The following is a 21,442-nucleotide window of genomic DNA, read 5'->3' as shown; positions in this document are numbered from 1 at the left end:
AGCTTTTCTAGTTTTTTATTACATATTGCTTAAGTTTCTCTAAATCCTCATAAATAAGCTCCAATAAGCTCCGATTATAAAAAATAGAAGCAGGATGGAAGGTCGGAAAAATATGATATTCTTTCTCTGACCATGTAAATTCTGCACTTTGCATATCCTTTAATTTTTGAATGGGCTGTTTTAATAATTGCCCGTGTACATCTGTGATTTTTTTATCTTTTCCTGTTAAACGTTGAAGACCGATATTGCCAAGTGTGACGATTAGCTTCGGATTTAGTTTCTCTAATTCATAATCTAACAAAGGTGCATGGGCGAGTATTTCTCCTTGATTTGGCGTTCTATTATACTTTTTCTGTACGATCTCACCATTTCGTTCTTTTTTCTCTCGCCACTTATAAGGTCTACTCCGAACAGCGCTCGTAATATATACTTCTTCCCTTGTAACGTGAATACGTTCTAAAAAGCCCATTAATTGTTTTCCCGCTCTCCCGCTAAACGGAATCCCATTATGAATTTCTGTTTCACCAGGCGCTTCTCCTAACAACATAAATTTCGGATTTTCAGGGCCTTGTCCACTTAAAAAACCTTCTAATTGATAAGGAGCACTACGCTCTTTCACCTGTTTTACTAAATGGTCTGGATATTTCATTTCCCCCACCGCCTTTCCACATTACTTCTATTATTTCTATTTGCAATACATTATATAATTCAATCCACAAAACAAAAAAGACTATCAAAATTGATAGTCTTTAGTCATCGCTACGCTGCATACCAGTATAAATCAATACGAGACGTAATAATTCAAATACCGCTACGGCTGCAGCTGCTACATATGTTAATGCTGCCGCATTTAATACTTTACGAGCTTGCCCATATTCATCTGTTGATACGATACCTAACGCTTCAATTTGTTGCATAGCACGCTTTGATGCATCAAACTCAACTGGTAATGTAACAAGTTGGAACACAACACCTGCTGCCATTAAAATGATACCTAAAAATATCATGTTGGCCATCGATGCAAAAATACCGATCATAATAAATATCCAAGAAATATTCGATCCAAAGTTCGCAACTGGCACTAACGAATGACGAATACGCATAAAGTTATAATCTTTTGCATCTTGAATTGCGTGTCCTACTTCGTGTGCTGCAACTGCTGTACCAGCAACTGAATGACCGTAATAGTTATCTGTTGATAATCGAACTGTTTTGGCAGTTGGATCATAATGGTCTGATAAATGACCTGGTGTTTCTTCAACGGCTACGTTGTATAATCCATTTTCATCTAAAATTTTCCGAGCCACTTCTGCTCCTGTCATACCTGATGTTGAATAAACTTGTGAATACTTGCTATAGGCACTACGTACTTTTGACTGTGCATACAACGGTATGATCATTATGATCGCGAAGTAAATTAAATAAAACATCATGAACCTCCATTGAAGTTTTAATTATAGTACTTCTCATTCTATTTTCTTCTGCCACCATTGTCAATGAATAAACCTTACAATCCGAATCTTTATTTATTACATTATCTATTCTTAGAATGTACATTACTTTTTCTTTTTTCTCTCTCTCCTTTATACTTTCTCCACCCAACATAAGTTAATGTGAATAAAATAAGACCTCCAGTAATTGTCATAAACCAAATGAGAGAAGGTGCAATTTCATCTTTTTTTACTGTATGAAATATTTTTTGCAAATCCCCTTTAATGATTCCTAATTGCATTTGCCCACCTTTTGTTTTTAACATAACGTTACGAAATTCATCCAAATAAGATAAATGGGCATTTACACGCTGCACTTCATTTTCTGGCAAGGCAATCATTAAGCTTGGATAAATAATATTAAATTCATGTAAAAATGTGTTTAACGTTTGTTGAAACTGTCCCGTATCTTCTTTTTTCATCGCTTTTTCCATTTGAGAAAAGGCATCCATTACTTTTCCTTCTCTTTCCATCCAAAGTGGTTGATATTTCGATACTTGCGCATCGACAGCGAGCTGCAGGGCTAACACATTATCGATTTTAACTTGTTTCCTTACATCTTCTTCCGCGAGAGATTGTTTCGCCTTGTCGTAAGCTAAAGAAATAACTCTAACTTGATCTGGCGTTACTTCCTGCTTCTTTTCATTCTCCTTTATGACAAACTGCTCCGAGAAATGTTGTAATACTTGTACTGCTTTTTCATCTTCATTACGCTTCACTAATTGTAATGAGTCATCTAACAACCCTGTTAGTTCACTCCACTCCTCAGCATATATACGTAACGGAAACATGATAATTAGAAATGCAATCAGTCCAATTAATGTTCTCTTCATCACGGTCCCCCCTATAACTACTAGTACAAAATATGTTAATGTGGACAAGAATAGAACAGAACTGGACCGAAAAATATATTATCGTTTTACAAACAAAAAAATTCTCTTTAAGCAGAGAATTTTTTATTTGACATCCTTTTCTTTTTTAAAAAGTATCTATACAAACTGTAACAAAGTATGCTACCAAATAAAATGAATAATAAAATAGCACACGCAGCATGCATAAAGAATTCTTCTGGTAACATTAATATAATCGGATCCTTCTCAGGATCAAAAACCCAATAATCATTACTGAATAAAAGCTTATGGAATATCACAAAACTCTTTTCAAAATTAATAGCAATCGGTAACATTAACGCTATCGGAAAAATGATTGTTAAAATAGATCCATGTAGTAAAAACTTTTCATTTTTCTTTTTTAACAAATAAACGCCGCCTATCATTGCAATCATAATTGTTGCATACATTACATATTGAATCTTTACTAAAATGTTTTTCACATCTACAAAATGAATACGGCCATTTGTAGACATATCTAATGTGGGCAACTGTAATGCACCGTCATAAAACGGAGATAAATATGTGATAAGCACATCATAGTTTCTTTTAATATCATCCTTCGTCATATCTGCTAAATCTGGAATGTTTAAAAAATCAATTTCAAAATAATATAGCCATTTTCCGTATACAACCGCCGTTGTTGCGAGTGCAAATATAGAAAATGCTATGCTATATGAAACAACTATCGTAATCAATCGATCTAATATTTTTGTACCACTCTTATTTTTCTTCATTTTCTCCCCCTACATATTCTAACTATCATAAAGAAAACTGTTTTCGATTCTCGCGTAAGCAATAATAATATGTAATACATAGCACAGCAATACTTAGCCAAAACGTAAAATAACCAATTTCTCCTACAAACAAATGCATAATTCCGTATCTCGGCATTTGCCAGAACAAATAATCAATTGCATCATTATGTAATGTCCATATAGCGGCTACCGCAAAATGCCATTTTTTTATACGGTAAAACGGTGCATATAGCACTGCTTGTACTGCCATCGCAAAATGCGAAAGCATTAACATATACCCGATAAGGCCAATAGGACCTTTTACATAGATCATAACCCCATTTACAACAACAGCCCATATACCATATTTTATTAAAGTAACAATCGCTAGCGCCTCTATTAATCCCCAATTTCTCTTTATTAAAAAAGCGATTAAAACAAAGACAAAAAAGAGACTTGCCATAGGACTATCGGGTACAAACGGCCAAAATATAGGTGAAGTTTCTTTTAATTGATTTCCATACCATATAAATCCGTATATTGTACCTAATATGTTAACAACTAATAAAAATAATAATACAGAGCGTTGCCTTAACATTGCATACAAGTAAACCAAGCTGTATGTCCAACACCTTTCATTCTTTCATCAAACTCTACTCTATTATATAGTAAACTTTCTATCATCAAAATAAAAAGCTGACTACAAATTTTGTAGTCAGCTTTTTATTATTTTTTATTATATTTTGCAACGAATTCCGAAAGCTTCTTCAGTTCCTCATCTGTACCTTTAAATACACCTTTAGGCATGGAACCTTTTCCCTCTTTCGCAATTTTAGCAATTTCTTCTGGCTTTAAAGTTAAGTTTTGCAGTGCTGGTGCTGCTGCGCCGCCCTGTAAATTGTCACCGTGACATGTTAAACAAGTATTTTTTTGCATTAATTTATAACCGTCATCATTTTTATCAACTGGTGCTGTTTTTACAATTGCTCCTTGTTTTTTTGCAGCTTCCCAGTCGTGGTGTGCTACAGATTCCCAAGTTAAAAAGATAATCGATGCAACTGCTAAAAGCATAAATCCCGTTGCTACAGGACGCTTCAATGGGCGTCTTTCTGGGCCTCGATCAAGAAATGGAGCTAACAGTAATGCGCCAAACGCAATCCCTGGCATAATGAACGCTCCAATTACAGTAAATGAGCCAGAAGCATAAGAATACTTTAATAACTGATACAAGAATAAGAAATACCAATCTGGAAGTGGTATATACCCAGCATCAGTTGGATCCGCCATTCTTTCAAGCGGTGACGGATGTGCCACTGTTAAACATAAATAACCGATTAAAAAAACTGCACCAACCATCCATTCTTTTAACAAGAAGTTCGGCCAAAATGCTTCTGTTTTCCCTGGGTATTCCGAATAGTCTTTTGGAATATTTGGTTTCCGAGCTACTGGTACCCGAGAATCTCCTACAAACTTCATCCCTTTGCCGCGATGCATAATCTCCCTCCTTTAGTTCTTTCCCCTTTAATTTAGCAATCTCTTATAGCGGACCGGAAATACCTTGTTTGCGAATCATGATGAAGTGGAAGGCCATTAAACCTAGAAGTGCTGCTGGTAAGAAGAAGACGTGAATAGCAAAGAAGCGAGTTAATGTTTGAGCGCCAACAATTTCGGAATGACCAGCGAGTAATGTTTTAATGTAAGGACCAATAAGCGGCGTTTGCTCTGCAATTTGAATCCCTACTTTCGTAGCAAATAACGCTTTCATATCCCACGGTAATAAATATCCGGTAAAACCAAGACCTAACATAACAAAGAAAATAAGAACACCAACAATCCAGTTTAGCTCACGAGGCTTTTTATACGCACCCTGGAAGAAAACTCTAAGTGTATGTAAAAACATCATTACAATTACGAGACTAGCACCCCAGTGGTGCATACCACGAACAATTTGCCCATATGCAACTTCATTTTGCAAATAATAAACCGATTCCCAAGCATTTTTAATATCAGGCACATAATACATCGTCAAAAACATTCCAGATAAAATTTGAATTACAGTAACGAAAAAGGTAAGTCCGCCAAAGCAATAAACGAATGCAGAAAAGTGATGTGCCGGGTTTACATGTTCAGGTACTTCATGATCAGCGATATCACGCCATATTGGTGTAATATCTAACCTTTCATCTACCCAATCATAAATTTTATTTAGCATCTACTTTGCACCCCCTCTTGGCTTCGCTTTTCCTAGGTACAGCGTTCCATCTTTCACTTTAGATTCGTATACATCAAGTGGAGCAAGGGGCGGCGTGCCTTTAATATTTATCCCGTCTTTTGTGTAACGGCCCCCGTGACATGGACAAAAGAATTGATTCGGATGTGCTTTGTCCGAATTCCAGTTCACTGTACATCCTAAATGTTTACATACTGGAGAGAACGCAACAATGTCTCCGCTTTCATCTTTATGAACCCAAGCTGATTTTGGCTCTTCGGACTTGTACCAACCATCAACCTGCTTCACCTTAAAATCGAAACGTTTCGGCTCTGTTGTAATATCCTTTACTTGTGCAACAGCAACCATATCCGTTCCCGCTTCTTTTCTTAACACCGGATCAAGCGCAAATCGCGTCATCGGCATTAAAATACCCGCTGCCATAAAGCCTCCTACCCCTGTAAGAGTGTAATTTAAAAACTGTCTTCTTGACACACGATGTTCTTTCTCGCTCACGAAAATTTCCCCCCTCTATCAGAAATTGTCCCCTCGTGATAAATTATATAAAAAATAAAAACTAGGACACTATCATGATATAATACGCTCATGCACAGGTCAATATCATACTACTCATAATAATAAGAACTTTCTGTTTATTATTGTTTTCCCCATTTTTCTTCTAACATTACCATTATATTTTTTATATGTGCATGAATCACTTCTCTTTTCGCTTGATCACTAAATTGTTCTAACGCTAATGAAGGAAACCAAAATAAATCTCCCTGCAATTCTTGCATATCTTCTTTCCATGAAAAATCACTTGTAACATAAGCAATATGCTTAAAACCTTGCTTTTGTAAATGATTTGTCCATTCTTGCAAACGACCTTTTTCATTTTTTTGACTTTCTACTAAATACGTAAATGCAGGTAATAAAAGGACTCTTCCTTTATATTCTCTTTCCAACTCCATACTCAACAGTTCAATAAATTCACCTTGTTCTACTACCGTTTTCATTTCTTTCGCTGCCGAAATTGATAAAAGTGGTATAATACCTGTATCTACATATTCTCTTGCTTGCTCAAACTGTTCCACATCTTTTACAATCCATTTCAAATGTCTTCCCTCCCCCACCTATAAATGACAGAACTTTCACTTTATATATATTAAACCATACTAAAAGAGGTAAAAAAAGAAAAACTACCTATATTAAGGTAGTTTTTCTTGAAAAAGTCTGAAATTTGTAAAATTTTATGAATCCAAATGAATTCTATAACATCTTTAACTCCGCTGTTAACCTATGAAACGCTTCCTTATCTTGCTTATCCAGCGCTTCATCAATTTGTTTCAAAAGACGTTCTCTTCTAAAAGAAAATACACTTTCTTCTAAAAATCTTTCTGCAAGTAAACGATCTTTTTCATTTACTTCAATGTGCTTTGGTAAATACGGGTTTTCTTCTAATACAGCTACGTAATTGGCATTTTGAAACGATGATTTAAAATTGAGTTGAATATAAATATCCTCATCTCGATTTAAACGAATATCATGAAACGATTTTTCAGCATCTGTTGTCATAACATTTTGTTTAAAAAAGTGAAACGGTGTATCTTTTACACAATTCGCGGACATTACTAAGCCACGCGGACAATATTTTGCATGCTCTACGAAGTGGACTTTATGCATCAATTGGTCGTGACTCATTAAATAATTCAAAATCCATACACATTCACGCTGTTTCAGTTGGTAATTATTCAAAAACCATTTTACAAAATCCTTCTTCTCGTTTACAGAAACAGGGGTATTCATAGCAATTAAGTCCCTCCTCTGTCTTTCTCTTTTCTTTTTAGATTCAAGAAGCGGCATTCAGTTTCCTTCCAACTTATGAAAAATCCTCTAAATTATATAACAATTCTTCAATATGAATTTGTGTCGGGTCTAGTTGTATTAACTGAGTAAATACTTCTTTCGCCTCTTTTCGCATACCTTCTTCCAATAAGAAATAACCGTACTCTTCCAAGAAGTCTGGATGATTCTTAAAAGAAGTATATGCACTTTCATAGTGTTTTAATGCATCCGAATACATTTCTAATTGTTTTTTTGCAAATGCAAGATCCCAAAGTAGTTGTGTATCTGGTTCTCCGCTATCAATTGCACGCTCTACAACAGCGATTAACTCTTCATATTTTTCTTGTTCCTTTAAGATGTACGCATATTTTAATGTTGCACCTAAATGTCCTGGATCTAACTCAAGCGCTTTTTGAAGTACTTCCTCTGCTTCCGCAATTTTCCCTAATTTCGCCGCAATGTTTGCTAACTCTACATAAAATGGTACAGAAAGCTCATCTACTTTAATTCCTTCATGAAGTGTTTCATAGCTTTCCTGAAACATCCCTTCTTTTTCATAGCTTTTCGCTAAATACATGTAAAGCGATGCATACTCAGGATCTAATTCTTTCAGTTCTTGCCAAGCACCAATTGCTCTTTGGTATTCTTCACCTTGGTATAACGTGAAGGCATACCCAAATAATGAGTGAATATCTTTTTGTTCCTCTAAACCTGCTTCGTAGTAAGAAATCGCCTCTTCCCAATTTCCAATCGCGCTTAACGTTTCTCCAAGGCGTAGCGCAATGACAACACCACCCATTACTTTATGTTCCGCTAATAGCGACTCATAATAAGTGATTGCTTTTTGTTCTTCACCTTTACTACTATATAACTCTGCTAATCCAAACGTAATGACAGGCTCGTCAGGCATCATTTCTTTCGCCTTTAATAGTTTTTGTTCTGCTACATCATCAAAACCTTGCATTTGGAATAAATCCGCAACTAGTAATAATGATTGAACATATAAATCATCATTTTCTGGAATATCATGAAGCACTTCAATTGCTTCATCTTCTTTGTCTAGATCAATATATAATTCTGCTAAAAATACAGTGAATTCACTTTCCTCTGGATACAATAAACGTAAGTCTTCTGTAATAGCTAACGCTTCATCCGTAAATCCAAGTGTATGATAATAGCGAGCGATATCATACTTCTCTTCATCATTCGCAATTTTTAATTGTTCTTTTAATAATTGTAATCCTTTTTCCGCTTCACCATTTTCAATATATGAAACAGCTTGTTCAAACTTTTGCATAAACGTCTCCTTTAATTCTAAAAAATATTCTTTTCTGTTCATTTATCATAAGCAACTCATTGTTAGAACGCAACCTTTACAATGTGCATGCTTCTTCTTACAGAGTAGTTAATTGTTCAAAAGGTTCGGATATGATACCGATACCTTCTTACCTTCTTACCTTCTTACCTTCTTACCTTCTTCTATTGTACCGCTTTCTTTTATGACCGTGCAAATAACTTCTCCCACTAATTATCGAGCCATACCAATCTTGATTTACAGAACAACTTAATTACCAAACTTCAACTTTTTTAATGCGATAAAAAAGACTCCTCTAATAGGAGCCTTCACAATCTCTTAAGAATATGTTTCCTCTTTCTGTACTTGCTCATTTACAAGTTCTTTCAGTAACTCTATAATTTCATCATTTTCTTCTTTCAAACCGACAGTAATACGAATGCCATCATGTATACCAAATGCAGCACCAGAACGAACGATATAGCCTTTCTTCATTAATCGTTCGAAAGCTTCATTACCAGGAATACCGAGTTTTAAGAAAATGAAATTTGTTTGAGATGGATAATAGAATACGTTATATTCCTTACAAAATGCGTAATATTGATGTAATCCTTCTTCATTCTTTTTCACACATTCTTGTAAAAATGCTTGATCTTCTAATGCAGCAAGTGCTACAGATTGCGCTACAGTCGATGTATTAAATGGTAACCTTGCTACTTCTAGCTGCCCGATTAACTCCGTATTACCAACTGCATATCCGATACGAAAAGCAGCTAGACCATATGCTTTTGAAAACGTACGTAATACCATAAGATTTTCATACTTTTCAAGAAGTGGTAACGTTTGCGGATAGTCTTCTGCTCCCGCATATTCATAATATGCCTCGTCCATAATAACGAGCGCTGACTTAGGAACTGATTCTAAAAATGAAAGTAATTTTTGTTTCTCTACATATGTACCTGTCGGATTATTCGGATTACAAATCCATACAATCTTCGTTTGATCATCTACTTGCTGTAACATCGCATCTAAATCGTGAACGCCATCTTTAAGTGGTACTTCACGAACTTCTGCTCCTTCAATAACAGCATGGTGATGGTATTGTGAGAATGTTGGATTCGCCATTACAACGTTTGTTCCTTCGTGTAGTAACGCACGACTAATCATTTGAATAACTTCATCTAATCCACTACCAAATAACAGTTGTTCCGCTTTAACACCTAAATGTTTTGCTACTTGTGTCCGAAGTTCAAAGGCATGTCCATCTGGATAAAGAGCGTATTGACTCGTTAAAGAAGTTAATGCTTCTGTTACACGTGCTGAGCAACCGAATGGATTTTCGTTCGATGCTAATTTCACAATTTTTGATAATCCATATTCCCTTTTTACTTCTTCAATATTTTTCCCAGGTACATATGCTCTCAAAGTTAACAATTGTTCTTTTACTCTCATTTTTCTTCCCCCAGTCGTTTTATTCAATTCGATTACAATGAGGTTATAATCTCTCACTGCAATCGTTTATCTTAACCGTCACTATTACGAGGACACCTTGAAACAAGCACTCCTTAGCTCTTAAACCATATCCTTTTGAAATGCCTCTAACGCAATATGAACAGTCTCATCTGGAATAGATACGACATTCACTACCCCATATTCCTGCATAAGTACCATATGTATTGCTCCAGCATTCGCTTTCTTATCTTGTTTCATCAACCCGACGAGGCGTTCTACATTCAAATCACGTGGCATTTTTGGATAACCGTACTTTAAAAACCACTGCTTCATCTCTTCATAAGCAAGATTAACCTTATACACTTGCTCACTTAAGAATATAGCAAATAACATTCCAACCGCCACTCCGTCACCGTGAGTAATATTTCCGTATCCTAGTTCTTTTTCAAGAGCATGGCCTAACGTATGCCCAAAGTTTAAATGTGCACGTACACCTTTTTCTGTTTCATCTTGTGCTACAATGTTTGCCTTTACAGGAATTGCCTTCGTTAATATGTGGATTAATTTCTCATCACGAAGATCTGCTAATGTTTGCACTTCTTCTTTTAGCCAATGATATAGGTTTACATCACCAATTAGAGCATGTTTTATCACTTCTGCATAACCCGAGCGCCACTCTTTTTCAGGAAGAGACTGTAAAAACGGCGTATGATATACAACTGCTTCCGGTTGATGGAATGCACCTATCATATTTTTACCTAACGGATGATTGATTGCTACTTTCCCACCTACCGCGCTATCGTGAGCTAATAAAGTAGTCGGAACTTGAACAAAGCGAATTCCACGCATAAACGACGCAGCAACAAAACCAGCTAAATCTCCAATCATCCCACCTCCAAGTGCAACAATTAAAGAATTTCTATCTAATTTATTTTCAAGAGCTGACGTATGAGCCGCATAGAAATTTTCAAAGGACTTCTCTTTTTCACCACTCGGTACAACGAATGAAAATACTTTTTGATCTATTTGCAACGCGTCTACAACTGTCTGTAAATGTAAAGATGCAACAGCTTCATCTGAAATGATCATAATATTTGATACAGATGGCTGCATGTTTTGAACGATTGTTGTCAAATGTGACAACGATTCTTTTCCTACATATACATCATATTCTTTTGATTTCGTTTGAATATGTATGTTTCCCATTAAAATCCCCTCGCATATTCATTATGTTTCTCAATATTTTCACGAATAAGGTCCATACGATCTAATCCGAATTGTTCTATTAAAGCTGTCGCTAATTCCCAAGCTACAACCGCTTCCGCAACGACACTAGCTGCTGGAACAGCACAACTATCTGAACGTTCAATACTTGCTGTAAAAGGCTCTTTCGTATCAATATCGACACTTTGCAGAGGTTTATATAGTGTAGGTATCGGTTTCATCACTCCGCGCACAACAATTGGCATTCCAGTCGTCATACCACCTTCTAAACCACCCGCGTTATTTGTTCTTCTTGTATATCCATGCTCTTCATCCCACAAAATTTCATCATGAACTTCGCTACCCGGTCTATGTGCTGCTTCAAAACCAATTCCAATCTCGACCCCTTTAAAGGCATTAATGCTCATTATTGCGGCTGCTAATTTTGCATCTAGTTTTCGATCATAATGCACATAGCTGCCTACTCCAATTGGCATTCCTTCCACAATTACTTCCACGATGCCACCGATTGAATCACCATTTGATTTCGCATCATCAATTGCTTTTATCATTTGATTACCAGCTTCTTCATCTAAACAGCGTACAGGTGATGCTTCTGTAATACTTTTTAATTCTTCAATTGAACGATACGTAGTCTCTTTAGCCTGTACACCGCCAATTTCAATTACATGGCCTGCTACTGCAATACCAAGTTCCGCTAACACTTTTTTTGCAACCGCACCAGCAGCAACACGTACTGTCGTTTCGCGTGCCGAAGAGCGTTCCAGTACATTTCTCATATCTCTATGACCATATTTAATCGCACCATTTAAATCAGCATGTCCAGGTCTTGGTTTTGTTACTTTCCTTTTCATTTCTTTTTCTTCTTGTTCCGTTAACGGCTCTGCACCCATAATTTTTGTCCAATGTGCAAAATCACGGTTTTCAACAACAAGTGCAATTGGAGAACCTAATGTCTCTCCATGCCTAACACCACTTACAATTTGCACTTGATCTGTTTCAATTTGCATGCGTCTACCACGCCCATATCCCTTTTGCCTTCTAGCTAACTCTTCATTTATATCATCCGCTACTAATGGTAGTCCGGCTGGAACACCTTCTATAATCGTTGTAAGTTGTGGACCATGAGACTCACCAGCTGTAATATATCGCATACGTTATTCCTCTTTTCGTATATGTATTTATCTCGCTATATTAAGTAATAATTTTATCTTTCATTACTCTAAAAATATGAAAGAGTTATTCATACATCAGCCATTCGCTTATTCTCCGATAGGCCTTTACTTTACATATCAATATATCATAACAGCTCTAACTTCGTAACTAATAGAAATAAAAAAAGTGCAAGAAGAATACCCCTATTCTCCTTGCACTTTCTACTATTATCACAGTGATTAAAGCGTTTACAAATTATTTCAAAATAATTAGTAAATCCATTCATTCATTAATTTTGAGTAGTCAACTAATTCTTCTTCTTTAAAGAAAATAGCAATCTCGCGCTCTGCACTTTCTAACGAATCAGAACCATGGATAATGTTTTTTGCAACAGTTACACCGAAATCTCCACGAATTGTTCCAGGAGCTGCTTCATGTGGTCTTGTTTTACCCATCATGTTACGAGCTGTATCTACTACACCTTCACCTTGCCATACCATTGCGAATACAGGACCAGATGTAATAAAGTCTACTAATTCACCAAAGAAAGGTTTTTCTGTGTGCTCAGCATAGTGTTGTCCAGCGATTTCTGGAGTGACTTGCATTAATTTTGCACCAACTAATTGAAAGCCCTTCTTCTCAAAACGAGCTACAATTTCCCCAATGAAGGCACGTTGTACACCGTCTGGTTTAACCATTAGAAATGTTTTTTCCATAAAAAATCTCTCCACTTCTGAATTATGTATGTAATTGTATATCCCCACACACATATTAACACCCTTATCACAATTGTGCAATAGTTTTGAAATAGAGAGATTATTTTATTTTTTAGAAAAAACACTAAAATTTTCGTTTTCCAATATACTTTGCTACATTTTGTAATGCATACTTTGCTTGTCCACGTGGGAGTGGTTTTATCATTTCTAATGCTTTATGTAAATAACGTTCACTAAACGCAAATGCTTTATCAATAGCAGCACTATTTTTTACAGCTTCAATAATTTCTTTCATTTCGTCCGCTGTTGTATTTTCATGTACAGATCTGATTTTCTTACAAAGGATTGGATCTTCCATAGCATATAAGGCAGGAAGCGTAATGTTTCCTTGCAATAAATCGCCCCCAGCAGGTTTTCCAAGTTTCTCTTCTGTAGAAACGAAGTCTAAAATGTCATCAATAATTTGATACGACATCCCTACGAAATAGCCATACCAAAACAGACGGCTTACCGTATCACGATTAGCGCCAGCAGCAATCGCTCCTAGTTGGCAACTTGCAGCAATTAATAAAGCGGTTTTTCGCTTTATTCTTCTTAAATATGTTCTTAAATTTTGGTCATAGTTATACTTATCTTTAATTTGTTCGATTTCACCTTTACAAACTTCTAAAATGGTATGCGATAGCGCCTGATGCGCCTCTGGAATTTCAATATTCGTTATACATTCAAGAGACTTAGCGAATAAATAGTCCCCTGTATACATTGCAATACGATCTCCCCATTTCGCATTCACAGTTGCACTACCACGTCGTAAAAACGCAGCATCAATAACATCATCGTGAACAAGAGAAGCCATATGAATAAGTTCTAACGCAACAGCTACATGCTTAATTGCATCTAACTTATAATCTCCAAATTTCCCCGCAAGCAACACAAATACAGGACGAATTCGCTTCCCACCAGCTTCAATAAGTTGTAATGCCGCCTCTTCTACTAATGGCTGTTCAGAAGCAACTGTCTTTTTTAATTCTTTTTCTATCACATTAATATCCGATCGTAAAAAAGAGTACATAAGTTGTAACTTCATATTGTTCACCTTAACCTAAAACTTCTTTTTTCTATTTTGATTCTGGTTTCATGCCTAAATGCATCGCTGCTACCCCAAAAGTAAATGGCTTCACTTGCACACGTTCAAGTCCAGCTTTTTCGAACATATTAGCCAATTCTTTCATACCTGGGAATGTACTAGCAGATTCTTGTAGCCATGAATATTCTTTATAACTTTTCGCAAATAACTTTCCAAATAACGGCATGATATATTTAAAGTATAAAATATAACCTTGTCGAAAACCAATCATTGTTGGTTGAGATGTTTCTAAACAAATTACTTTTCCACCTGGTTTTACTACACGCGTCATTTCTTTTAATACGTGCATATAATCCGGTACATTACGTAAACCAAATCCAATCGTTACATAATCAAACGTGTTATCTTCAAATGGAAGTTCCATTGCATTCCCGTGCAGAAGTTCTACTTGTTTTAGTTGTAACGCCTCTACCTTTTGCTTACCAACAGATAACATATTTTCGCTGAAGTCTAAACCAACAACCTTGCCCTGTTCACCCACCGCTCCAGCTAGCGCAATTGTCCAGTCCGCTGTTCCGCAACATACATCAAGCGCTTTACTACCTGGTTTTACATCCATAATGCGCATCGTCTCTTTGCGCCACGCTTTATGTCTTTGAAAACTAATTACAGAATTCATCACATCGTATTTATCAGAGATTTTCTCAAATACATCATGTACTCTTTCTTCTTTTGATTGTTGCATGCTCGTACCTTCTTCCAATGTAAAATTGCTTATGTCTTCGATGTATCTCTTAACACAGAGTTTATTTCGCTTATATCTGTGTGATTTTCTAAAAATTGATTTTCTTTCTTTCCAAGTTTCATCATCCATCCATTCATAACTGTTTCTGCATCTGCTTTATCGTTCACAATCCCTTGAACAGCTTGAAAAACAGGTGAATGTTGTTTATTAACATGTAGTTCACATTCTTTTTGGAGACGATTTTTTCCTAGTACATACGTTATAAACGGCTTCCAATGCGCTAAATGAAAATGATCACATGTTTTTTGCAACAGTGCAGACTCAATCATTACTACACTTTCCATTATGTCATCCACCGTTTTATGCGCTTTTTGATATAACATTATTTTGTGTTCATTAATTTCTTTAATTCCTTCAGCAAGCGCACGAATTAAAACAATATCACGATTCATAGACAATAAGTAATAATATAACCCGCTATAGTAATCACCAGCAAGCACTGTTAACTGGCGACGCTTATGCGATTCATTCGCTTCTTCCCCTGCTTTATTTGATACTCTTTCATGTGTATCAAGCGCAATTTGCACAAGCATAATCGTCACTACATAATGCTCAATTTGTTCTATATGTAAATTTGCACCTTTTAAAGCACCATATAACAATGCGATTTTCTCTTCATCAATAAATGGTTCTTCAATATAGTTTATAAAATAAGGATGGCGTAATTTCACCATCAATTTCTCTCTTATACCCGCATACCCTCCGTAGATGTCACACACAAAAATCACCCTTGTTTTCTAATTCATAAAACTTATTATAACACATACACTCTATTTTCTATAACCAAAACTTGGCTACTCTTTCCAAACTTCTACCGAACTACATAACATCTTCTATTCTTTTAAGTAATCTTTCTATTCTCACTCTGCCTCGCTAAAACTATATCATTTATTTACAAAAAAAAAAAAGAAAAGCAGTTTCCCACTTTTCTTTACTTCGTTTTAATAAAAGATAAAATTTCACTACGTGCTGCAGCATCATTTTCTAGCACACCACGTACTGCTGTTGTTACTGTTTTTGCACCTGGCTTTTTCACACCGCGCATCGTCATACACATATGTTCCGCTTCTACTACTACCATTACACCATGCGGCTCTAGTACTTCCATAATAGAGTTCGCTACTGTTGATGTAATACGTTCTTGCAGTTGTGGACGACGTGCAATTGTATCTACAGTACGAGCTAATTTACTTAACCCTGTCACTTTTCCGCCTTGCGGAATATATGCAACGTGAGCAACTCCATAGAATGGAACTAAATGATGCTCACACATCGAATAAAACGGTATATCTTTTACTAGTACAAGCTCCTCATGATCTTCTCCGAACACTTTGTGTAAATGTTCTTTCGGATCTTCATGCATACCTGAGAACACTTCTGCGTACATTTTTGCAACACGCTTTGGTGTATCAAGTACTCCCTCTCGATTAGGATCATCTCCAATTGCCTCTAAAATAAGGCGTACTGCATGTTCAATTTGTTCTAAATTAACTTTTGCCATCCGCTAGCCCTCCCGAAAACCTAAAAGTGATACGAACACATTCTAGCATATTTATGTTTTTAAAAGCAAAAAGAAGAGTTTCCAAAAAGGAAACTCTTCTTCCCTGTTAATATGTAAGGATTATTTAACCGCATCTTTTAATGCTTTACCAGGTTTGAATGCAGGTACTTTACTTGCAGCGATTTCAATCTCCTCACCTGTTTGTGGGTTACGACCTTTACGAGCCGCACGCTCACGAACTTCGAAGTTACCGAATCCGATCAGTTGTACTTTATCACCTTGTTTTAAAGCTTCTAAGATAGAATCAAAAACAGCGTCTACTGCTTTTGTTGCGTCCTTTTTAGAAAGGGAACTTGCTTCTGCAACAGCATTGATTAAATCTGTCTTGTTCATGCCATTCACCTCCTCCCAAAGATAAGACTGTATAATGATCATAAAATGAGTCTTACTTTCATTTGTAGGCAATTTTTGCAAATTCTATACTACAAAGATGTAGATAAATCATTATCAACGCCTATATTATACGATTCTCCTTTATAATTCAATATTTTTAAGGAAATTGTTACTCTTAAAATGTGAAAATCTGATGAAACTTGACAATTTACAACAATATATTAGATAATAGCTGTTTATTTTCCTATTCTATATGCGAAAATTAAAAAATCCCTCTACGATGAGAGGGATTTTTTCTTATAATATAATCGCAATTAATCCGCCAGATCCTTCATTAATAATTCTTTCTAGCGTTTCTTTTAATTTATATCTCGCATTTTCTGGCATTAAAGATAGTTTCGCTTGAATGCCTTCCCGAACAATAGAACTCAGTGAACGTCCAAATATATCAGAATTCCAAATTGATAATGGATCATCTTCAAAATCTTGCATTAAGTAACGAACTAGTTCTTCACTTTGTTTTTCCGTACCAATGATTGGCTCAAACGTAGACTCCACATCTACTTTAATCATATGAATAGATGGAGCTACAGCTTTTAATTTCACACCAAATCTTGAACCGTGACGAATAATTTCTGGTTCATCTAAACTCATGTCAGCTAACGCAGGCGCCGCTACACCATATCCTGTTTGTTTGACCATACGCAGAGCATCCGCCACTTGATCGTACTCTATTTTCGCATGAGATAAATCGAGCATAAGCTTCAATAAATGATCTTTCCCTCGAATTTCTACTCCTACTACTTCTTTTAAAATTTGATCATATAATTCATCTGGTGCATATAAATCAATCTCTGCTACGCCTTGCCCCATATCAATGCCAGCTAGGCTCGCTCGATCAATAAATTCATACTGACTAAACTGCCATACGACACGGTCTACATCACGAAGACGTTTTATATCCTTCACAGTCTCTTGAACGGCTTCTTGATAACTTTGGCGTAACCAATGCCCTTCATTTAGTACCATTACCCAGCTCGGAAGGTTCACATTCACTTCTAAAACAGGGAACTCGAATAACGCCTCTCGAAGTACATTGTATACATCTGTTTCTCTTAAACTTTCAACACTCATCGCAATGACTGGGATATCATATTCTTCAGATAAGCTTTGGCGCAATTGCTCTGTATCTGGATGATACGGCTGTACAGTGTTAATGATCATAATGAAAGGTTTTCCGACTTCTTTTAGCTCATTTACGACGCGTTCTTCTGCCTCTATATAATCTCTTCTTGGAATTTCACCAATCGTTCCATCTGTTGTAATTACAACACCAATTGTTGAATGTTCTTGAATTACTTTACGTGTTCCGATTTCTGCAGCTTCATGGAATGGAATAGGCTCTTCATACCAAGGAGTATTAATCATGCGCGGGCCATTCTCATCTTCATAACCTTTTGCTCCTGGAACAGTATATCCGACGCAATCTACTAATCGAATATTCACTTCAAGACCTTCATCTACTTCGATAGAAACCGCTTGGTTTGGAACAAATTTCGGTTCCGTCGTCATAATTGTACGGCCAGCAGCACTTTGAGGTAGTTCATCCTGCGCCCTTTGACGGTCAGACTCATTTTCAATATTAGGAATAACTACAAGTTCCATAAATTTTTTAATGAATGTTGATTTCCCTGTTCGAACAGCTCCTACAACTCCAAAATAAATATCACCGCCTGTGCGTTCCGCAATATCTTTAAAAATATCTACCTTTTCCAATTGATTCCCTCCCTCAATATTTTTGGGAATAATTCCACGTTTATAGTCAACTAATACCTTCTCTAACGTTGCCTATAATATCTGATATAATATAATGGTATTCTAGAAGTTCGGACAATATATCATATAATTTTGTCCAATTTCATATGACTATTAAAAAATACCTTTTGTTTGCATCGCAAGTTGTGTAACATAAAAAACCTTTCTTCTAGAACTTATTCACTAAAAGAAAGGTTCATGACTTATGATTTTAAAAAAATTGGTTCTCCATTCTTTACCGTATACGGTAAAGAATACGCAGGTACAAACGGAGAATCTTTCGAAAGGATATTTCGAATATCTTCTCCCTCCTTAAATTGCCCTTCATTTTTTTTCAACGCTTCATATAAGTCGATTCTATAATCAACATAAATTTCTCCCTTCTCATTAATTACAAAAGGAAGGCCTTTACCAGAATACGGACTTGTCACTTGCGGTACATCTTTATATCCAAGTTTTCTGAAATCTAATTCATACACACCATCTGAAATTACCTTTTTAAAAGGTGGATATTGATGTTCATCTCGATACATCCTAAGCTTTAATGATAATTGCTGAATTTGTTCAGCCATCCTAACATCAATTAACTTTACTGTTGGGTTTGTTTCAACGTCTATTAATACGTATTGATATACTCCCCCGCTTTCATAGGCATTCCCTGGTGCTTCTTGTATGTAACGCGGAGAAATCTTTTGAAAATCGATTGGATATTTTTGATAAATAGGCGTATTCATATCCCGCGTCTTAATTGGCAATATCCCGTCATTTTGCTCCTTAAATGTCACAACAGCTTTTTGAACGACTTGTAGCTGATCTTCATAAGGAACAGCATTTTGTTTCATATTTTCTTTTGGATACAGACATCCTGTTAAAATGCTCATACAACAAAATATTAAAATAATATGGACTTTTTTCACTAGTAATCACCTTTTCATACTAATATAACTCGCTCCGTACCATGCCCTTTACTGCTGTACAGGACCACTAAATACAACAAGAAAAATAACAATTCCTGACACAATCATGAGGGTGTACGCTACCAATGCTGTAATCCCTTTCAAAACTTTATTCTTTATTTTATATCTGCTTAGTAAAATAAAACTTACTGCAAAAAACATAAATCCAATTGCTCCTAAAGCAAACCACATTTTTATAAGCCCTTCCGACATATACACACCCCTTTTTATTAATCTATTTTTATACTATTTTAACAAATTAAAATCTTTAAACAAATACAAAAAAGAACATTTTACTACAAATCGAGAATATGTAGTTTTAATCAATAGGTTTTTCAACATTTTCCACCAGTCTAGATAAAAATAAAACCGAAGCAAGCATACCTCTCGCTTCGGTTGACCAAATATGCCCAAAACAGCTCTATTCCCATACTTTCATGGCTATCATATGCAATTTACAAACTCTTTGTTTCTCATATTTTATTTTTTAAACATTTTGCTTAACGAGCCAAAATCTGTCGGCATATTATTGTTAATAATCGCTTTTACAATTTGATCCTCTTGTTCTTTCGGCACCTCACGTCCTGCCATAAGAGCCACTTGATGAATCAATTGACGAAGTACAGTCTCATCACGTAAATTCGCATTTTGTACAGATGATGCTAATTTAAAAATATCTTCTTTATTCACTTTCGCTTCTTTTTCAATGTTATTAAAAATGTTGTTATCCATTCTTTTCACCCTCTCCTCAAGTTACTCTTCATCCTATGCAAAAATAAAAAAATGGTGAAAAGACCCAAAAAAATAAAAAGCGACAGAAGTACAATTGTACTTCTGTCGCTTTTCTTTAAAGTAAGTCAGGTATAGCTTCCACTTCATGTTTTCGAACACGCCCCATTAATGAGCCCACTGCATCTTTTACATTATTCCCATTGAATAAGACGTCATATAAAGCAGCTGTAATCGGCATTTCCACTTCCATTTTCTCTGCCAACTCATGCGCAGCTTTCGTTGTTCTTACACCTTCGACAACCATACCCATACTTTCTAACACTTCTTCTAAAGAGTGTCCTTTTCCAAGCAAATTCCCAGCACGCCAATTTCGGCTATGGACACTTGTACAAGTTACAATTAAGTCTCCCATACCAGTTAGACCAGCAAACGTTAACGGATTTCCACCCATTTTTCTTCCTAAACGAGCAATCTCCGTTAAACCACGCGTCATTAATGCCGCTTTCGCATTATCACCTAATCCAAGACCATCAGTTATCCCAGCAGCTAATGCGATAATATTTTTTAACGCACCACCAAGTTCAACTCCAACGATATCTGGATTTGTGTATACACGGAAGTAACTATTCATAAACAAATCTTGTACTTCCTCAGCCGCTTCCATACGCTTTGCTGCAGACGTAACAGTTGTCGCCTGACGTAACCCAACTTCTTCAGCATGACTCGGTCCAGACAGTACAACAACATCTTTAATCAAGTCCTCTGGAATTTCTTCCTCAATCACTTCCGAAATACGTTTTGACGTACCAGGTTCAATTCCTTTACTTGCATGAATCCAAGTAGTCGGACCCGATACATATTTCTTCATATCTTGTAGTACTTCTCTATACGCTTTCGTTGGTACTACAAGCAATACTACATTTACATCTACTAATGCTTCTTCTAAAGAAGAGTAGGCTACGATTGTGCTTGGCAATGTAATTCCCGGAAGATATCGACTATTCTCATGTTTTGTATTAATCTCATCCATAAGTTCAGAACGATTTCCCCAAATACGTACATCATGCCCATTGTCAGCTAATACCATCGCTAACGCTGTTCCCCAGCTACCTGCTCCAACTACTGTGATTTTTGTCATAAA

25 protein-coding genes are annotated in these 21,442 nt (G+C 36.0%); all 25 read right to left on the bottom strand.

The annotated features are described in order from the left end of the window. Nucleotides 1–7 precede the first annotated feature (7 nt). The 25 genes from BGI23_RS07770 to BGI23_RS07650 all read right to left on the bottom strand — a co-directional run bounded on the left by BGI23_RS07770 (nt 8) and on the right by BGI23_RS07650 (nt 21,439). Complete coding sequence (locus BGI23_RS07770) at nt 8–649, bottom strand: uracil-DNA glycosylase (protein ID WP_070805621.1); 642 nt, start codon at nt 647–649, stop codon at nt 8–10. A 100-nt stretch (nt 650–749) separates the two neighbouring features. Then, a complete protein-coding gene (locus BGI23_RS07765; RefSeq protein ID WP_070805620.1) occupies nt 750–1,430 on the bottom strand; it encodes a zinc metallopeptidase in 681 nt (226 codons plus the stop codon). Between the two features lie 104 nt (nt 1,431–1,534). After that, entirely contained in the window at nt 1,535–2,323 is a 789-nt protein-coding gene (gene ypjB / locus BGI23_RS07760) for a sporulation protein YpjB (RefSeq protein WP_070805619.1), read from the bottom strand. Nucleotides 2,324–2,430: 107 nt separating this feature from the next. Next, nucleotides 2,431–3,117: a lipoprotein intramolecular transacylase Lit gene (gene lit, locus BGI23_RS07755; protein ID WP_070805618.1), complete on the bottom strand. Its 687-nt coding sequence runs from the start codon at nt 3,115–3,117 to the stop codon at nt 2,431–2,433. 25 nt (nt 3,118–3,142) lie between these two features. Further along, nucleotides 3,143–3,733 carry a lipoprotein heptaprenylglyceryl N-acetyltransferase LhaT gene (lhaT, locus tag BGI23_RS07750; protein ID WP_157441028.1) on the bottom strand — a complete coding sequence of 197 codons (591 nt, stop codon included), beginning with the start codon at nt 3,731–3,733 and terminating at the stop codon, nt 3,143–3,145. Between the two features lie 110 nt (nt 3,734–3,843). Beyond that, entirely contained in the window at nt 3,844–4,611 is a 768-nt protein-coding gene (gene qcrC, locus BGI23_RS07745) for a menaquinol-cytochrome c reductase cytochrome b/c subunit (RefSeq protein ID WP_000554606.1), read from the bottom strand. A 43-nt stretch (nt 4,612–4,654) separates the two neighbouring features. Then, nucleotides 4,655–5,329, bottom strand: a complete 675-nt coding sequence (gene qcrB / locus BGI23_RS07740) for a menaquinol-cytochrome c reductase cytochrome b subunit (RefSeq protein WP_000932700.1) — start codon at nt 5,327–5,329, stop codon at nt 4,655–4,657. Further along, complete coding sequence (gene qcrA / locus BGI23_RS07735) at nt 5,330–5,842, bottom strand: menaquinol-cytochrome c reductase iron-sulfur subunit (RefSeq protein ID WP_001290418.1); 513 nt, start codon at nt 5,840–5,842, stop codon at nt 5,330–5,332. A gap of 140 nt (nt 5,843–5,982) precedes the next feature. Beyond that, nucleotides 5,983–6,441 carry a YpiF family protein gene (locus tag BGI23_RS07730; protein ID WP_000871301.1) on the bottom strand — a complete coding sequence of 153 codons (459 nt, stop codon included), beginning with the start codon at nt 6,439–6,441 and terminating at the stop codon, nt 5,983–5,985. Between the two features lie 154 nt (nt 6,442–6,595). Continuing rightward, nucleotides 6,596–7,132, bottom strand: coding sequence for a ReoY family proteolytic degradation factor (locus tag BGI23_RS07725; RefSeq protein WP_001095923.1), 537 nt, complete (start codon nt 7,130–7,132; stop codon nt 6,596–6,598). A gap of 73 nt (nt 7,133–7,205) precedes the next feature. Further along, a complete protein-coding gene (locus tag BGI23_RS07720; RefSeq protein ID WP_048557432.1) occupies nt 7,206–8,468 on the bottom strand; it encodes a tetratricopeptide repeat protein in 1,263 nt (420 codons plus the stop codon). A gap of 336 nt (nt 8,469–8,804) precedes the next feature. Further along, nucleotides 8,805–9,917 (bottom strand): histidinol-phosphate transaminase, encoded by a 1,113-nt coding sequence (gene hisC, locus BGI23_RS07715; RefSeq protein ID WP_070805617.1) that lies wholly within the window; start codon nt 9,915–9,917, stop codon nt 8,805–8,807. A gap of 120 nt (nt 9,918–10,037) precedes the next feature. Further along, nucleotides 10,038–11,123, bottom strand: a complete 1,086-nt coding sequence (gene aroB, locus BGI23_RS07710) for a 3-dehydroquinate synthase (RefSeq protein ID WP_070805616.1) — start codon at nt 11,121–11,123, stop codon at nt 10,038–10,040. Next, nucleotides 11,123–12,295, bottom strand: a complete 1,173-nt coding sequence (gene aroC / locus BGI23_RS07705; protein ID WP_001269362.1) for a chorismate synthase — start codon at nt 12,293–12,295, stop codon at nt 11,123–11,125. Before aroC ends, aroB begins: the two co-directional genes overlap by 1 nt. 270 nt (nt 12,296–12,565) lie before the next feature. After that, nucleotides 12,566–13,012 carry a nucleoside-diphosphate kinase gene (ndk, locus tag BGI23_RS07700; protein ID WP_000415885.1) on the bottom strand — a complete coding sequence of 149 codons (447 nt, stop codon included), beginning with the start codon at nt 13,010–13,012 and terminating at the stop codon, nt 12,566–12,568. A 124-nt stretch (nt 13,013–13,136) separates the two neighbouring features. Beyond that, nucleotides 13,137–14,099: a heptaprenyl diphosphate synthase component II gene (gene hepT, locus BGI23_RS07695; protein ID WP_000776082.1), complete on the bottom strand. Its 963-nt coding sequence runs from the start codon at nt 14,097–14,099 to the stop codon at nt 13,137–13,139. A gap of 31 nt (nt 14,100–14,130) precedes the next feature. After that, complete coding sequence (gene menG / locus BGI23_RS07690; RefSeq protein WP_001187667.1) at nt 14,131–14,844, bottom strand: 2-heptaprenyl-1,4-naphthoquinone methyltransferase; 714 nt, start codon at nt 14,842–14,844, stop codon at nt 14,131–14,133. A gap of 29 nt (nt 14,845–14,873) precedes the next feature. Beyond that, entirely contained in the window at nt 14,874–15,623 is a 750-nt protein-coding gene (locus tag BGI23_RS07685) for a heptaprenyl diphosphate synthase component 1 (protein WP_041184091.1), read from the bottom strand. A gap of 212 nt (nt 15,624–15,835) precedes the next feature. Continuing rightward, nucleotides 15,836–16,405: a GTP cyclohydrolase I FolE gene (gene folE / locus BGI23_RS07680; RefSeq protein WP_001151482.1), complete on the bottom strand. Its 570-nt coding sequence runs from the start codon at nt 16,403–16,405 to the stop codon at nt 15,836–15,838. A gap of 120 nt (nt 16,406–16,525) precedes the next feature. Then, on the bottom strand, nt 16,526–16,798 hold the full coding sequence (locus BGI23_RS07675; protein WP_001043860.1) for an HU family DNA-binding protein: 273 nt from the start codon (nt 16,796–16,798) through the stop codon (nt 16,526–16,528). Nucleotides 16,799–17,095: 297 nt separating this feature from the next. Next, the gene (gene spoIVA / locus BGI23_RS07670) at nt 17,096–18,574 is read right to left on the bottom strand and encodes a stage IV sporulation protein A (protein WP_000416519.1); all 1,479 of its coding nucleotides are present in this window, start codon (nt 18,572–18,574) and stop codon (nt 17,096–17,098) included. Between the two features lie 242 nt (nt 18,575–18,816). Then, nucleotides 18,817–19,530 (bottom strand): hypothetical protein, encoded by a 714-nt coding sequence (locus tag BGI23_RS07665; RefSeq protein WP_070805615.1) that lies wholly within the window; start codon nt 19,528–19,530, stop codon nt 18,817–18,819. 48 nt (nt 19,531–19,578) lie between these two features. After that, the gene (locus BGI23_RS07660) at nt 19,579–19,782 is read right to left on the bottom strand and encodes a DUF2768 domain-containing protein (protein ID WP_001288998.1); all 204 of its coding nucleotides are present in this window, start codon (nt 19,780–19,782) and stop codon (nt 19,579–19,581) included. A gap of 267 nt (nt 19,783–20,049) precedes the next feature. After that, nucleotides 20,050–20,301, bottom strand: coding sequence for a stage VI sporulation protein F (locus tag BGI23_RS07655; RefSeq protein ID WP_000369754.1), 252 nt, complete (start codon nt 20,299–20,301; stop codon nt 20,050–20,052). Nucleotides 20,302–20,416: 115 nt separating this feature from the next. After that, nucleotides 20,417–21,439, bottom strand: a complete 1,023-nt coding sequence (locus tag BGI23_RS07650) for an NAD(P)H-dependent glycerol-3-phosphate dehydrogenase (RefSeq protein WP_048551571.1) — start codon at nt 21,437–21,439, stop codon at nt 20,417–20,419. Nucleotides 21,440–21,442 lie beyond the last annotated feature (3 nt).

Origin of the sequence: Bacillus sp. ABP14, assembly GCF_001831375.1 — a bacterium.
Taxonomy (GTDB): Bacteria; Bacillota; Bacilli; order Bacillales; family Bacillaceae_G; genus Bacillus_A; species Bacillus_A paranthracis.
This window is presented reverse-complemented; position numbering and strand designations above follow the sequence as displayed.